At 62.2% G+C, this 14865-nt stretch carries 12 protein-coding genes; 10 read left to right on the top strand and 2 right to left on the bottom strand.

The genetic code is table 11. The features are described from left to right. Positions 1-131: 131 nt before the first annotated feature. The 6 genes from LMG28727_RS10275 to ggt all read left to right on the top strand — a co-directional run bounded on the left by LMG28727_RS10275 (position 132) and on the right by ggt (position 7143). The gene (locus tag LMG28727_RS10275) at positions 132-836 is read left to right on the top strand and encodes a CDP-alcohol phosphatidyltransferase family protein (RefSeq protein ID WP_201642191.1); all 705 of its coding nucleotides are present in this window, start codon (positions 132-134) and stop codon (positions 834-836) included. Continuing rightward, positions 833-1666, top strand: coding sequence for a HalD/BesD family halogenase (locus LMG28727_RS10270; RefSeq protein WP_201642190.1), 834 nt, complete (start codon positions 833-835; stop codon positions 1664-1666). The genes LMG28727_RS10275 and LMG28727_RS10270 overlap by 4 nt, the downstream gene beginning before the upstream one ends. Next, positions 1663-2682 (top strand): flippase-like domain-containing protein, encoded by a 1020-nt coding sequence (locus tag LMG28727_RS10265; RefSeq protein WP_201642189.1) that lies wholly within the window; start codon positions 1663-1665, stop codon positions 2680-2682. The genes LMG28727_RS10270 and LMG28727_RS10265 overlap by 4 nt, the downstream gene beginning before the upstream one ends. A 27-nt stretch (positions 2683-2709) precedes the next feature. Then, entirely contained in the window at positions 2710-3474 is a 765-nt protein-coding gene (locus LMG28727_RS10260; RefSeq protein ID WP_201642188.1) for a phosphocholine cytidylyltransferase family protein, read from the top strand. Positions 3475-3692: 218 nt separating this feature from the next. Then, entirely contained in the window at positions 3693-5096 is a 1404-nt protein-coding gene (locus LMG28727_RS10255) for an MFS transporter (protein ID WP_201642187.1), read from the top strand. Positions 5097-5409: 313 nt separating this feature from the next. Beyond that, a complete protein-coding gene (ggt, locus tag LMG28727_RS10250; protein WP_201642186.1) occupies positions 5410-7143 on the top strand; it encodes a gamma-glutamyltransferase in 1734 nt (577 codons plus the stop codon). Positions 7144-7284: 141 nt separating this feature from the next. On the opposite strand, the gene LMG28727_RS10245 is transcribed toward ggt, so the two are convergent. Continuing rightward, entirely contained in the window at positions 7285-8346 is a 1062-nt protein-coding gene (locus LMG28727_RS10245) for a S1C family serine protease (RefSeq protein WP_201642185.1), read from the bottom strand. 187 nt (positions 8347-8533) lie between these two features. Between LMG28727_RS10245 and LMG28727_RS10240 the strand changes: the two genes are divergently transcribed. Continuing rightward, positions 8534-8950 carry a VOC family protein gene (locus LMG28727_RS10240; RefSeq protein WP_201642184.1) on the top strand — a complete coding sequence of 139 codons (417 nt, stop codon included), beginning with the start codon at positions 8534-8536 and terminating at the stop codon, positions 8948-8950. 270 nt (positions 8951-9220) lie between these two features. Beyond that, a complete protein-coding gene (gene ppk2, locus LMG28727_RS10235; RefSeq protein WP_201642183.1) occupies positions 9221-10147 on the top strand; it encodes a polyphosphate kinase 2 in 927 nt (308 codons plus the stop codon). Positions 10148-10271: 124 nt separating this feature from the next. Here the strand turns inward: ppk2 and LMG28727_RS10230 are convergent, their stop codons facing one another. Next, a complete protein-coding gene (locus LMG28727_RS10230; protein WP_201642182.1) occupies positions 10272-11858 on the bottom strand; it encodes an inorganic phosphate transporter in 1587 nt (528 codons plus the stop codon). A gap of 367 nt (positions 11859-12225) precedes the next feature. On the opposite strand from LMG28727_RS10230, the gene LMG28727_RS10225 reads away from it, so the two are divergent. After that, positions 12226-13095: a CHAD domain-containing protein gene (locus tag LMG28727_RS10225; RefSeq protein WP_201642181.1), complete on the top strand. Its 870-nt coding sequence runs from the start codon at positions 12226-12228 to the stop codon at positions 13093-13095. Positions 13096-13247: 152 nt separating this feature from the next. Then, positions 13248-14822 (top strand): sensor domain-containing diguanylate cyclase, encoded by a 1575-nt coding sequence (locus LMG28727_RS10220; protein ID WP_201642180.1) that lies wholly within the window; start codon positions 13248-13250, stop codon positions 14820-14822. Positions 14823-14865: the final 43 nt, after the last annotated feature.

Raw genomic sequence — 14865 nt, 5'->3', positions numbered from 1 at the left:
AACTGGGTTCGCACTTTATCGCGATTCGGCAAATCTTGCTTTGCTGCTAACACATCCCGGTAACGAATGGACCTCAAAGAAACCATCAGGAAGAAAGCAATCTTTTTCGATCCCGTATATATTTCCGGGTTATGACTTCGCGACCACAAACTCCAATTAACGTTCCGCCGCCCCGTACGTGGGACGCGCGGCTCGCCCGCCGTCTCGTGACCCCGCTGGTGAATACCTGGGTCACGCCGAATCACCTCACTACGCTGCGCCTGTTGATCGGGCTTGCAGGCGCGCTGTGCCTCGCTCATGGCGGATTCGCATGGGCCAATGCAGGCGCTCTGCTGATCGTGTTGTCGAACTTCGTCGATCATACGGACGGCGAGCTTGCGCGCATCGGCGGCAAGTCGAGTCGTATCGGTCATTTTTACGACCTTGCGTGCGACGCGCTCGTCACCATCATGTTGTTCATCGGCATGGGCGTCGGCGCCGGAGTCGGTGCGACTCACATCGGCGGATTGAAGGTCATGCCGGGCGTGCTCGGCGCATTCGCCGGTGTGGCGATCGCGCTGATCTTTTTCCTGCGCATGCGCATTGAGGAAATGGCCGGCAAGGCGGGCACGAAGCAGGCGTCGGTTGGCGGCTTCGAAACCGAAGACGTGTTGTACCTGCTGCCTATCGTGACGCTCACGAACGTCGTGTTGCCTTTCGTCGTGGTCGCGTCGATCGGTGCGCCGCTGTTTGCTGCATGGGTCGTGGTCGACTACTGGCGCGTGTCGCGCCGGGCCGCTCGCCCCGTCGTGGCCAGTGGCGCTTCTGAAAACAGTCAAATGTGGGCTAGTGAATGAGTACGCACGCCGAAGACGACGTGATCGCAACAGCATCGGTTGACCGTTCCACCCTGGCGGCGCAGGCCACGCCCGCGCCGAATGCCGACCGTGCGGTCGCCGGTAAGACTCGTGAACTCGATACGCCGCGCCTGCGCAAGGACTTCGCCGATCAGGGCGCATTTCTCTATCTGGAAGACTTCCTCGCGCCTGACGTTACCGCGCAACTCTCGCACAGCGCGCGGTCTCTGCTCGACGAAGTGAACCGCAACTATCTGCCGGGTCACAAGCAGGGCGGCAGCGTCAGCCGTCATACGATTGACCGGCTCGCGCCGTTCATCGCCGAGTTGTATCGCTCGAAAGAACTGATCGGCTGGCTCGAACAGCTTAGCGGCGACAAACTGCAGGTGTCGCCCGCCGACGACCCGCATGCGTACGCGCTCTACTACTACACGCGTGCGGGCGACCACATCGGCTGGCACTACGACACTTCGTATTACGACGGCCGCCGCTATACGCTGCTGCTCGGCGTGATCGACGATTCGTCATGCCGGCTCGAATACGAATTGCATACCCGCAATCCCGACGTGCCGGACCAACCTGGCTCGGTGCAATATCCGCCGGGAAGCCTCGTGTTTTTCGATGGCGACAAACTGCGTCACCGCATCACGCCGGCCGGCGCGAACGAAATGCGCGTGTCGCTCACGTTCGAATACGTGACCAATCCCAACATGCGGCCGTGGCGCCGCTTCATCTCGAACATGAAGGACGCGGTCGCGTACTTCGGGTTTCGCCAGGTGTTCCGTCAGATGACTTCGCGCGGCAAGCCATCCGGCAAGGGCAGCGCATGAGTCGCGCGGCCCTGCTTTTGCTGTCGATCGGGACGGCGCTGTTCGTCGGCCTGCTGGCATGGCAAGGCTTCGGTTCGGTTGCGTCGACGCTGCTCGCAGCGGGTTGGGGGCTTGCGCTCGTCGCGGCGTTTCACGTCGTGCCGCTCGTACTCGATGCGGGCGCGATTTCCGTGCTGTTCCATCCGCGCCGTGACGGTGTCCATCACGATCTGTCGCTACGCGACGCGCTGTTCGCGCGTTGGGTCGGCGAATCGGTGAATAGCCTGTTGCCGGCTGGGCAGATCGGCGGTCCCGTCGTGATGGTGCGGCAGTTGTCGCAGCGTGGCATGCGCATGCGTGACGCGGCGGCTGCGATCACGGTCAGCACGACCGCGCAGGCGCTCGCGCAAATCGTCTTTGCCTTAGGCGGCCTGCTGCTGTTCGGCGCGTATGCCGCGCACGGCGCACTGCATGATTTGCAGACCGCGACATTGATCGCCACCGGCGTGCTTGGCGCGATGATCGTCGGCTTCTACTATGCGCAGCGGCGTGGCCTGTTTGGCCGATTGCTCGGGGTGATGTCGAAAGTATTTGGCAAGCGCGACTGGTCCTCGCTGATGACGCGTGCCGAAGCCGTCGACGCTGCCGTGCAGGCCATGTACCGCGAACGCGGCCGCGTCGCGGTGAGCTTCACGTTGAGCCTGCTGGGCTGGGTCGTCGGGACGGTCGAGGTGTGGCTCGCGCTGCGCTTCCTTGGCCACCCGGTCGACTGGATCGACGCGCTGCTGCTCGAAAGTATTGGGCAAGCCATTCGTGGCGCTGCGTTTATGATTCCGGGTTCGCTCGGCGTGCAGGAAGGCGGCTATCTGCTGCTCGCACCGCTGGTGGGCTTGCCCCCTGACGCGGCGCTCGCGCTATCGCTGGCCAAGCGTGCCCGCGAAATCCTGCTAGGCTTGCCGGGTTTGCTCGTTTTGCACTTCAGCGAAAGAAGCTGGCAACGGCGGCGCGCCTTGGGGCGCGTGCCGGTTATCGATTAATCTCCGTATTTTTTCAAAGGACCGCGCATGCGTGCCATCATCCTCGCAGCGGGCCTCGGCCTGCGTCTCCAGCAACCGCCGCAAGCCCAGTTCCCGAAGTGCCTGTTGCAGTTCGACGGCATGAGCCTGCTCGAACGGCATCTGCAGATGCTCGAAACCGCGGGCGTGACCGACGTCGTGCTGGCGCTCGGTTTCCAGCCGGAGTCGGTGCAGGCGGAACTGGAACGCATCAACTGGCCGCACAAGGTTGAGACGGTGTTGAACACGCGTTTCGATCTGGGCAGCGTGTTGACGGTGCACACGGTGGCAGACGCGCTTACGCGCGGCGGCGACGTCCTGCTGATGGACGCCGACGTGCTGTATGACGAGCGCATTCTGAGCGCGCTGGTGGCGGGCGAGACGGTCAACCGTCTGCTGATCGACCGTGATTTCGAAGCGGGCGACGAGCCCGTGAAGCTGTGTCTGAAAGACGGCGTGCCGGTCGAATTGCGCAAGCAACTGGCGGTGAATCTCGAATACGACACGATTGGCGAGTCAGTCGGTTTCTTCCGTTTCCGCGAAGAAGCAGCGCAACGTTTCGCGCAGATCGTGGCCGGTTATATCGACAGCGGCCGCGCGAACCTGCCGCATGAAGAAGCGGTGCGCGACCTGCTGCTGGAGCGCAGTCAGGTGTTCGATACCGCCGACGTGACCGGCGCTCCGTGGATCGAAATCGACTTCCCGAACGACGTCGCACGCGCAAGCACCGAGATTCTGCCGCAACTGCAACCGCTGGTTAGCGCGTCGCGTTAAGCGGCTGTCCGATACGCATCGCTGCATGAGGTGGCGAGCCGGCGCAAAGCCGGCTCGCCATTTTTTTCGCGCGCATCCGATGGGCATAGTTCGCCGCCAGGCCCGCCAGCGAGCCCGCTGCAAGCTCACTAAAAGTGCCCGAGCAACAACATTTGTTGCCGCCCCGATGCCATAATCGACGCTTTACATCGGCGGCCTTGCACCCCGTCGTCATGCCAATGCCTCTTGCTTTAGGCACCTTCATCGTTCCGCTGATCGTCGCGTGCGCGATGTTCATGGAGAATGTGGACGGCACGGTCATCGTGACGTCATTGCCCGTTCTGGCGCGCGATCTCGGTCAGGATCCCATCACCCTCAAGCTTGCCGTCACGGCCTACGTGATCGGTCTCGGCGTGTTCATTCCGATCTGCGGCTGGGTGGCCGACCGCTTCGGCTCACGCACGGTGTTTCGCACGGCCATCGGCATTTTCATGGCCGGCTCGCTGATGTGCGCGGCGTCCACGTCGCTCGGCACATTCGTGGTTGCGCGCTTCGTGCAAGGCATTGGCGGCGCGATGATGGTGCCGGTGGGCCGCATCATCATCTTCCGCTCGGTGCCGAAATCGGACTTCATTCGCGCAGTCAACTATCTGACGGTGCCCGCGTTGCTCGGGCCCGTGATCGGGCCGCCGCTCGGCGGTTTTATCACGACGTATCTGCATTGGCGTCTGATCTTCTTCATCAATATTCCGATTGGTCTGCTTGGTATCTGGCTCGCCAACAAACACATCGCCAATGTGCGCGAGGCGCATCCTGGCCGGCTCGACTGGACCGGGTTTGTGTTGTCGGCGGGTGGGGCGTCGCTGTTCATGCTGGGGCTGTCGCTGATCGGCGGTGAACTGGTGGCGACCAGTGTGTCGATCATCATGTGCCTGAGCGGTGTGGTGCTACTGCTGCTGTACGTGCTGTATGCAAACCGCGTCGAGTTGCCGGTGCTCGATCTGCGGCTTCTGCGCATTCCGAGTTTTCACGCGAGCGTGGTGGGTGGCTCGCTGTTTCGTATCGGCCTTGGCGCAGTGCCGTTTCTGTTGCCGCTCGCGTTGCAGGAAGGGCTTGGCATGACGGCCTTCAAGGCAGGGTCGATCACCTGCGCGTCCGCGTTCGGCGCGATCTTCATGAAGACGGCGGCCATGCGCATTCTTCGCCACTTCGGCTTTCGTACCGTGCTGATGTTCAATGCAGCGTGTGCGGGTCTCGTGATCGCCGGGTATGGGCTGTTCTTTCCCGGCACCCCGCATTGGCTGATCTGGTGTGTCGTACTGGTGGGCGGCTTCTTTCCATCATTGCAATTCACGTCGCTGAACTCGCTGGCCTACGCGGATATTCCGAGCAGCGAGGTCGGTCGCGCAACGAGTGTAGCGAGCGTGATCCAGCAGATGTCGCTGGGGCTCGGTGTGACGATCGCGGGCATCGTGTTGCAGATTTCGCATAACGTGCAGGGTCATCCGAAGATCGTGTTCACCGATTTCTGGCCGGCCTTTCTCGTGGTGGGTCTGTTCTCGGTGATGTCGATTCCGATCACCGCGCGATTGCCGCCCGGCGCAGGCGATGAACTCGCACGCGGGAGTCGCGGCACCGCGTGAGGTTGTTTCAGGCGCGGTTCCTGGCTACGCCTCCTTACGCGGCCATCGACGTCGCGCGTCATTCGAACCGCCCAACCCGCTGCCGACTCAACCGCTGTCGGCAAGCCGGAAAAGCGCTGCTTTCCAGCGCGTTCACTCGTCGTTCTCTTCACGGAATTCATCGTTCGGAACCTTGCGCGGCACGTTTGTTGCTGCCCGCGTTCGCGTGCGCGGGGTGGTCTGCCCGCATCGAGACAGACCCTTCGCTGGCTGGTTGTCAAAGAAGCGCAGATGTCTTATGTTCTGATGAATTCTTATCCGGGGGGGACGTTCAATGAGATTGTTCTGCAACGCCAAGTCTGCAGCCGGCGGCTTGACGCTGGTCGCACTCGTTTCCATTTCCACTGGCTTGCTCGAGGCTGCACCGGCCGTCGCGAAGACGCCCGCAAAAACGCAGCCGGCTATCCTCACAGGCTCCGCAATCGCGGTCGCCGACAAGTACAGCGCTGACGCCGCCGAGCAGATCTTCAAGGAAGGCGGTAACGCCGTCGACGCAGCCGTGGCAATTGCGTTCACGCTGGCCGTGACGTATCCGGAAGCGGGCAATATCGGCGGCGGCGGGTTCATGACGCTGTACGTGGACGGCAAACCGTACTTCCTCGACTATCGCGAACGCGCGCCGCTGGCCGCGACGAAGAACATGTATCTCGACGACAAGGGCGAGGTCATCAAAGGCATGAGTGTGATCGGCTACCGGTCGGTGGGCGTGCCGGGCACCGTCGACGGAATGTGGCAGGCGCAACGCCGCTTCGGCAAGCTGAAGTGGAAGCAGGTGCTGGCGCCGGCTATCCACTATGCGCGCGATGGCTTTGAAGTCAGCCAGCAATTGCAGCAACGCCGTGACGATGCCGCGAAAGATTTCGCCGGCAAAACCAATTTCGACACGTACTTCGGCAACCTGAAGCAGGGCGTCAATTTCAAGCAGGCCGATCTCGCCGCCGTGCTGCAACGCATTTCGGACCAGGGTGCTCAAGATTTTTACTCGGGCAGGACGGCAGATCTGATCGCGGCGTCGATGCGTGGCCACGGGCTGATCACGAAGGACGACTTGCAACAGTACAAAGCCGTGTGGCGTGAGCCGGTTCAGGCCAACTGGAACGGCTATCGCGTGATCACCGCGCCGCCGCCGAGTTCAGGCGGCGTGGGCCTCGTGCAACTGCTCAAAATGAAGGCCGATATCGCGCCTGAATTCAAGGACGTGCCGCCGAATTCCGCCCAATACGTGCACCTGATCGCCGAAATCGAAAAGCGCGTGTTTGCCGACCGCGCGCAATATCTCGGCGATCCGGACTTCTACAAGGTGCCGGTCGCGCAGTTGATCGACGACTCGTATAACGCGAAGCGTGCCGCCGAAGTCGATCCGAACTCGCCGTCGGATACGAAGAGCGTGCAACCGGGTCTGGGCACGAACATGCCCGAGAAAGCGGAAACCACGCACTTTTCCGTGATCGACAAGTGGGGTAACGCGGTGTCGAATACGTACACCATCAACGGTTATTTTGGCTCCGGCGTGGTGGTGGATCAGACCGGCATCGTGCTGAACGACGAGATGGATGACTTCTCAGCGAAGCCGGGCGTCCCGAACGAGTTCGGTGTGGTGGGCAGCGATGCGAACGCGATCGGTCCGAAGAAGCGTCCGCTTTCGTCGATGAGCCCCACGATTCTGACTAAAGACGGCAAGGTGTCGCTCGTGATCGGCACGCCGGGTGGATCGCGCATTTTCACGTCGATCTTCCAGGTGATCAACAACGTGTACGACTACAACATGCCATTGCCGGACGCGGTCGCGGCGATGCGCTTCCATCATCAACTGTTGCCGCCGAACACGATTTTCTGGGAGCCGTATAAGCCGATTGAAGGCGAGCTGGCGCAGCAGATCGAAGCGAAGGGCTATAAGCTGCAAGGGCAGGATTTCAGCGGCGATATCCAGGCGATCAAGGTCAACGGCGAGACGCCTGAGGCAGCGGCCGATCCGCGTGGGCGTGGTGTGACGCGGGTGATTCAGTAACGGCAGGGGTGGCGGCGTAACTGTCGCTGCCGTCGCCAATGCGCGGCACGCAGACAACAAACCTCGCGCTCAATTTGAATTGAGCGCGAGGTTTTTTTATTGCGGAGCGCGGATGCCGCAGTTGAACGAGAAGCGCGTGCTTCAGGCGCTCTGTTCGACCGGCGTCAGCGTCAGTTCGAGCCGTTGCGCGCCACGCAGCACCGTCACGTCGACCGGTTTGTCGATCCGCGACACGTCGAGCGTGCGTTGCAGACTGTCGACGTCCTGAACCGGGAGCGAATCGATCGCGACGATGGTGTCGTCGGTACGCACGCCGCCGAGCGCGGCAGGACTGCCTTTGACGATCTCCATCACCTGCACGCCGCTTTCCGAGTTCAGGCCGAAGTAACGCTGCACCCGACGCGACAGCGGTCTCGTCGTGCCCGCCACGCCGATATAGGCGCGCCGCACCCGGCCATACGCGAAGATCTGCATGATGACCCACTTGGCCGTGTCGATCGCGGTCGCGAAGCAGATCGCCTGCGCCCCGGGAATGATCGCCGTGTTCACGCCGATCACCTGGCCGGCCGAATTGATCAACGGGCCGCCCGAATTGCCGGGATTGAGCGCGGCGTCGGTCTGGATCACGTCGTAGATCATCCGCTCGGAGTTCGAGCGCAGCGAACGGCCGAGCGCGGAGACTACGCCGGTGGTCACCGTTTGTGCGAGCCCGAGCGGATTGCCGACGGCAATCGCAATCTGTCCGACCCGCAATCTGGACGATTCGCCCAGTTCGACGTGCGGCAACGGTTCCGGCGAGCCGATGCGCAGGACCGCGAGGTCGCTGCCCGGATCGTCGCCGACCAGATCGGCATCGAACTTCGCGCCATCGGCGAGCGTCACCTGAATATGCGTGGCGCCATGAACGACGTGGCTGTTGGTGAGCAGATAGCCGTCGGGCGTGAACAGAAAGCCAGAACCGGTGCCACCGCGCGTGCCTCGGCCACGCTCCCGATTCGGGTCGTGGGTGGCTGGGTCGCCGGGCAGACGGCGCTCGACGGAAATGAACGCGACCGCCTGCTGCACGCGGTCCAGCGCGCCGATGACGGTGCGGGAATAGGCGTCGAGCAGGGCGTCGTCGGATAAGGGGTTGAGCGGGTTTGGCCCGGGGGCGTCGGATGCGGCGCGCGACAGGTCATCGATGAAGCGTGGACGGCTTCCCATAGCGATGCTCCGGATAAACGGATCCGCAGATGCAGGGCGTGGCAGGGGTTTTCAAGTGTGGTGAGCGACTCTGGCAGGCAGTGAGTCGCGCGGGACGATGAGGTATCTTCTACGGGCATGGGTTGTGCGGATGGAAAGCCCAACCCCAAGCCATATATCAGCCCCGTCGGGCCAAGGAGCCGCCGCCATGAATCCCACCCACGCTTCCCCTTCTCCAACCGGGCCAGCGACCTCTGACACCGCTCAGACCCCGCAAATCCAGTCGCTGAGCGCCATCACCCTCGCCACTCGCGATATGTCGCGCGCCGTGCAATTCTACGAAGCGCTCGGCTTCCCGATCAAATTCGGTGGTCCGCAGGAAGCATTCACGTCGTTCGAATTCGGCGGTTCGTATCTGAACCTGATCGTCGATCTGCGCGCGCCCGTCAACTGGTGGGGCCGCGTCATCATCTACGTTGCCGACGTCGACGCGCTCTATCGCAAAGTGCTGAGTGCGGGGTTGACTCCCTCGCTCGAACCGTCCGATGCCCCTTGGGGCGAGCGTTATTTCCACATCACCGACCCGGACGGCCACGAACTCAGCTTTGCGCGGCCATTGCGTTAGCGGCGGACGCTCGCGTAAAACTCGCTATCATGAACAACGGCAACGCTGTGCACGCCCCGTCCGCCTGACAGCGCGGGCGCGCCTGCAAGAGACGCGAGCCAGTCAGCAAAGCCAGCAGGAACACGACGAAGTCATCGGAAAACGCGCCGATCGCCGCGAAGGTAGCGTGCGGCGGTAACACGGCTGACACCTGGTGCTTCGATAATCGAACCCGTTCGCGTTGCGCATGCCATCGCGCGCCTAACCATTTCTGTTGCCAGGAGAGCCGTAATGAAAGAGCAGGATCCGAGACCTGAAGCCGAATGGCTCGCCGAGCGGCAACGCCGTTTTGAGGAAGACCTCATCGATGCGTACGACGAGGAACTCGAGATGGAGGTCGACGACCGCATCATCGACGGTGCCGATGCGTTGACGGCCGAGAACCGCGAGTCGCGCAAGATGTATTTCCGCGAGCTGTTCCGCCTGCAGGGCGAACTCGTGAAACTGCAGGACTGGATCGTGCAGACCGGCCACCGGCTGGTCGTGATCTTCGAAGGACGCGATGCGGCGGGCAAGGGCGGCGCGATCAAGCGCATCACGCAGCGGCTCAATCCGCGCGTGTGCCGCGTCGCGGCGCTGCCCGCACCAAACAACCGTGAGCGCACGCAGTGGTACTTCCAGCGCTACGTTTCGCATTTGCCGGCGGGCGGCGAAATGGTGCTGTTCGACCGAAGCTGGTACAACCGCGCGGGCGTCGAACGCGTGATGAATTTTTGTAGTGACGAAGAGTACGAAGAGTTTTTCCGCTCAGTGCCGGAATTCGAAAAGATGCTGGCGCGCAGCGGTGTGCAGATTCTGAAGTACTGGTTTTCGATCACCGACGAAGAGCAGGAAATCCGCTTCCAGAACCGTATTCACGACCCGCTGAAGCAGTGGAAGCTCAGTCCGATGGATCTGGAAAGCCGGCGTCGCTGGGAAGCCTATACGCAGGCCAAAGAGGTCATGCTGCAGCGCTCGCATATCCCCGAGGCGCCGTGGTGGGTCGTGCAGGCCGTGGATAAAAAGCGCGCGCGTCTGAACTGTATCCAGCATTTGCTGAGTCAGGTGCCTTATCACGAGATCGAGCATCCGACGATCGAATTGCCGGATCGCGTCTATCACGATGAATACAGCCGTCAACCGGTGCCGGCGTCGATGATCGTGCCTGATGTGTTTTGACGGGCGCGGTTGTCGGAGCTCAGTTCTTCGATCAAAAGAAACGCGGCCCATGAGGCCGCGTTTTTTTCATCCTGCGGCCGGTCGTCGAACAGGACCGGCCGTTTTGTTTTACCCTTCGACGCCTTCAGAACACCGAGCGGAACACCCAGTACAGCCCCGCAGCCAGCGCGATCGACACGGGCAGTGTCAGCACCCACGCGAGGATCAGGCTGCGCACCGTGCCCCATTGCAAGCCGGAGCCGTTGGCCGCCATCGTGCCGGCCACACCTGAAGACAGCACGTGTGTCGTGGAAACCGGCAGCCCGTACATGTCGGCGGCGCCGATGGTCAGCATCGCGACCACTTCCGCCGACGCACCTTGCCCATACGTCAGGTGCTGTTTGCCGATTTTCTCGCCGACGGTCACGACAATCCGCTTCCAGCCAACCATCGTACCGAGACCGAGCGCAATCGCCACCGCGACCTTGACCCAGGTCGGAATGAACTTCGTCGCGTGATCGGTTTGCGTCTTGAAGTTGTTGATGATCTTCGCGTTCTCGGGCGAGAACGCCGGCTGGTTCGCCTTGTTCATCAGACGGATCGCCTCGGAGGCTACGTACATGTTGTTGCGCACGTTATCGACGATGTTTTGTGGGACCGCCGCCATCGACCCCGACTCGCCGACCTGATTGCCGATCAGCGTAGTCAGTTGCTGCAACGCCGGCACCGTGGCGGGCGTCAACTGACGCGTACGGACAAATGCTTCGACTTCGGCACGCGGATTGGCGGGAGCCGCCACCCCTTGCGTGTAATTGCCAAGCGCCGTAGCGGTTTGCTGGGCCACCGCCACGAAGTTCTGCGTTTCCGACGGCGTGACCGCCTTGTTCAGCGCGTAGGCGGTCGGCACGGTGCCGATCAGGATCAGCATGATGAGGCCCATGCCCTTCTGGCCGTCATTCGATCCGTGCGCGAACGAGACCCCCGTGCAGGTCAGAATCAGCAGACTGCGAATCCAGAACGGCGGCGGTTCCTTGCCTTTCGGTTCGGCATACAGAGCGGGCACCCGCACCACGGCCTTCAGGATCAGCAGCAGCAAACCCGCGGCGAGAAAGCCGACCAGCGGCGAAAACAGCAGCGACTTGCCGACGCCGAGCGCCTGGTTCCAGTCCACGCCGCTCGTGCCGTTGGCACCGTGCATCAACTGGTTCATCAAGCCTACGCCGATGATCGAGCCGATCAGCGTATGCGAGCTCGACGACGGCAACCCGAAATACCAGGTGCCGAGATTCCAGATGATTGCGGCGATCAGCAGCGCGAAGACCATCGCGAAGCCGGCGCTGCTGCCGACCTGCAAGATCAACTCGACGGGCAGCAATTGCAGGATGCCGAACGCGACCGCGCCACTGGAAGTCAGCACGCCGAGGAAGTTCCACGCGCCGGACCACACCACCGCAAGGTTGGGCGTGAGCGAGTGGGTGTAGATCACGGTGGCGACCGCGTTGGCGGTGTCATGGAAGCCATTGACGAACTCGAAGCCAAGCGCAATCAGCAGCGCCACCCCGAGCAGCAGATAGGGCATGAACGACGATTCTCGAACCGGCGCGAGATCGTCCAGCAAATGGACGGCGCAATACACGGCGCCTGTAAGAATGACGACGATGAAAACAAAGAGGCCGATATTGCGGCCTTTACCGCTTGCTGCGCCTGGTTGCGGATACGAAAGTTCCGGCATGACGTGAGCCCCGAAGTGTGTCGCGAAGCTTACGATCCTGCGGGCGCGGTGTGTCGCAATGATGACAGTGACGTGACACGTCGCCGGAGCCGCGCTGCACGGTGCCGAAGTGCTGAACGGCCGTCGTATGGAGTCGATGAAATGGATGCTGGATGGCGGATTCGGAAAGATCAGACGTCCGAAAAAAGCTGCTACAAAGGGCGAGCCAGGGTAACTACGAAGCAGGCATCGCTAGTCCGTTTTTCGCTTGCGTTGCGAATGCTTTTTGTAGGCTCGCGCGACTCTCGAGCCGCAGCTCCTTACGATAGATCATGGCCCACGGCCCTATTTTTGCTACGCTGCCTGTAGGGTCCGAGGAGGGAGCGTGATGAAGCGAGGTAACGGAAGGGAGACAAAACAGTCTGCCGTTAGCGAACCGTCCAGCCGGGACACCTCGGCACAGGCGGCCTTCGTGTCGTATGCCGCGCCGCTCGTCGATCACGCGATCGAATTCGCCGCCGCGGTGCGCGGCGATGCTTCGCCGGAAGCACTGCATAAATTACGCGTGTCGCTGCGGCGCTTGCGATCGTTATGGTGGGCTTTCGAGCCCCTGCTGGAGCGGGGCGAGACGACCCGCGAACGCGCGGTCTATAAATATCTGGCCACCGCAGCCGGTAAAACCCGCGACTGGGACATCCTGATCGAACTGCTCGCGCACGAACGAAGCGATCCCAGCGACCTCACGCCCACCCTCCAGGACGCGCGCGGCGCCGCATTGGCGACGAGCCGTGAAACGCTGTCGAATGCAGACGTCAAGCATTTGCTGCACGACGCGTTGTCCACCACCGCCAAAGAACTGAATACGTCGCACGAGCGCGTATCGCTGCGCAAGTTCGCAGAGAAGCGGGTGGACGCCGCGGAGCGTTCGCTGAAAAAGCGCATGAAGCGCGCGCGCGGCGCGAAGCGTTCCAACTACGTCGCCTTTCACAACGTCAGGAAGGCAGGCAAGAAAGTGCGTTATCTACTGGAATTTTTCGAACCGGTGCTCAAGGGCGCGCGCAAGCGCACGCTCAAACGGCTGAAGCAGATCCAGAAACGCTTCGGTACGCTGAACGATGTTGTCGCAAGCGAACAGTTGTTGCGTGATAACCAGGCGTTGCTTTCCGGTTCCGCGAATACGCGCGCCGCGCTCGATTGGCTCGAACTGGAGCGCAAGCGCCGGATACGCTCGGCAGCGCGCCTGCTGCGCAAGCTGTGATGACACGAAGTCTTTGCGGCGCTGCGGGAAACAGATAGCGTCGGTACTCGCTATTGCTTCTCCGGGTTTCGCAGGAGCGTTCAATAACGACATTGGCCAGGCATCCGCGGCATTTGACGACGCGGATTCATTGCGAAGGAGGCGCCGCGCACGTGGCACATCAAACGCTCTCGCGGCGTCGCCGGTGGCGCAGGTTGCTGCGCAGAAGCCGGGACAGTGTGACGCGCTACGTGGGCAACCATCCACTGGTTGCGGGCATGGCCGGCACATTGATCGCAGCGGCCATGGCGGGGTTGACGCTGCTCACGCTCCAGCTGGGTCGCGCCGACGCGCTCGATCACGCGCGACAGACTTCGCAGAACCTCGTGTCGATCATCTCCAGCGACCTCGAACGCAATGTCGAAATCTACGACCTGTCATTGCAATCGATGGTGGACGGCGCGCGCGATCCGGTCGTCAACGCGCTGCCGCCCGACCTGCGGCGCTCCGTGCTGTTCGACCGCGCGACCACGGCCGCCTATCTGGGCGGCGCCTATGTGATCGGCCCCGCGGGTGAGGTCACTGCGGCGCAGGATGCCGCGATCAATGCCGCCGTTCGTTTCGCCGATCGCGATTATTTCCTGGTACATCAGCGCAGCCCGACCGTGGGTCTGTATTTCTCGCATCCGTTTCATTCGCGACTGCGCGACGGAAAACTGTCGATTGGGCTCACACGCCGGGTCGACAATGCCAAAGGCGAATTCGCCGGCATCGCGCTGCTGGCGATCCGCATCGAATACTTTCAGCGTCTGCTGGACCGTATCGACACCGGCCAACTCGGCTCGGTATTCATCGTGATGGATGACGGCACCTTGCTCGCACGCAAACCTTTTTTGGGGCGTGATATCGGCACGAGCATCGCGAAGTCGCCGACCTTTCAGGTGATGGCCGAGCGCAACGCCGGCACGTACGTGGCGGTGTCGTCAGTGGATGGCGTGCGCCGCATGTACACCTTTGCCCGCGTGCCGGGCACGCCGCTGATTGCATCGGTCGCGCCGTCCGTCGACGAAGTGCTCGCGCCGTGGTGGCATCGCAGCCGGATCACCGGTTTGCTCACGCTGACCTTCGGCGCGGTGTTCGTGATGGTGTCGTGGGCACTGGCGTTCGCATTGCGCGACAGGCAGCGCGCCCAGACCGCGCTGGTCCGTCTCGCCGCCACCGATCCGCTGACCGGTCTCAGCAATCGTCGCGTGCTCGACAGCCGGCTGGACGAAGAGTGGCGTCGCGCACGGCGGACGAGACAATCGCTGTCGGCGCTCTTTATCGATATCGATCACTTCAAGCATTTCAACGACGCCTATGGCCATGCGAGTGGCGACGAAGCGTTGATCGCGGTCGCGGAAAGCATTTCGGCGACGGTGCGGCGGTCGGTCGATCTGGTGGCGCGCTACGGCGGCGAGGAATTCGCGGTGCTGTTGCCGGATACGTCGGCTGAAGGCTCGCGGGTGGTGGCCGAAAAAATCCGCCGGAAAGTTCAGGCGCAAAGTGTGTTGCAGAGTGACGGCAAGACGATTCCGGTGACGGTGAGTATTGGCTGTGCGACCTGTATTCCGGCTGACGGCGCACCCGCGTCCGATTTACTGGGCGCCGCTGACCGCCAGCTTTACGCCGCCAAAGCGGGCGGGCGCAACCGGGTGTGCTCGGCGTTACAGACGGCGCAGTCGGTGGAGCAGGATTCGTCGTCGTGAACAGGCGCTGGGTTGCGTGTGGCTTCGCGTCGACAACAATGCG

It is taken from the genome of Paraburkholderia metrosideri (assembly GCF_904848625.1).
GTDB lineage: Bacteria > Pseudomonadota > Gammaproteobacteria > Burkholderiales > Burkholderiaceae > Paraburkholderia > Paraburkholderia metrosideri.
Note: the sequence above shows the minus strand (reverse complement) of the source record. Positions and strands in the feature narration are given on the sequence as shown.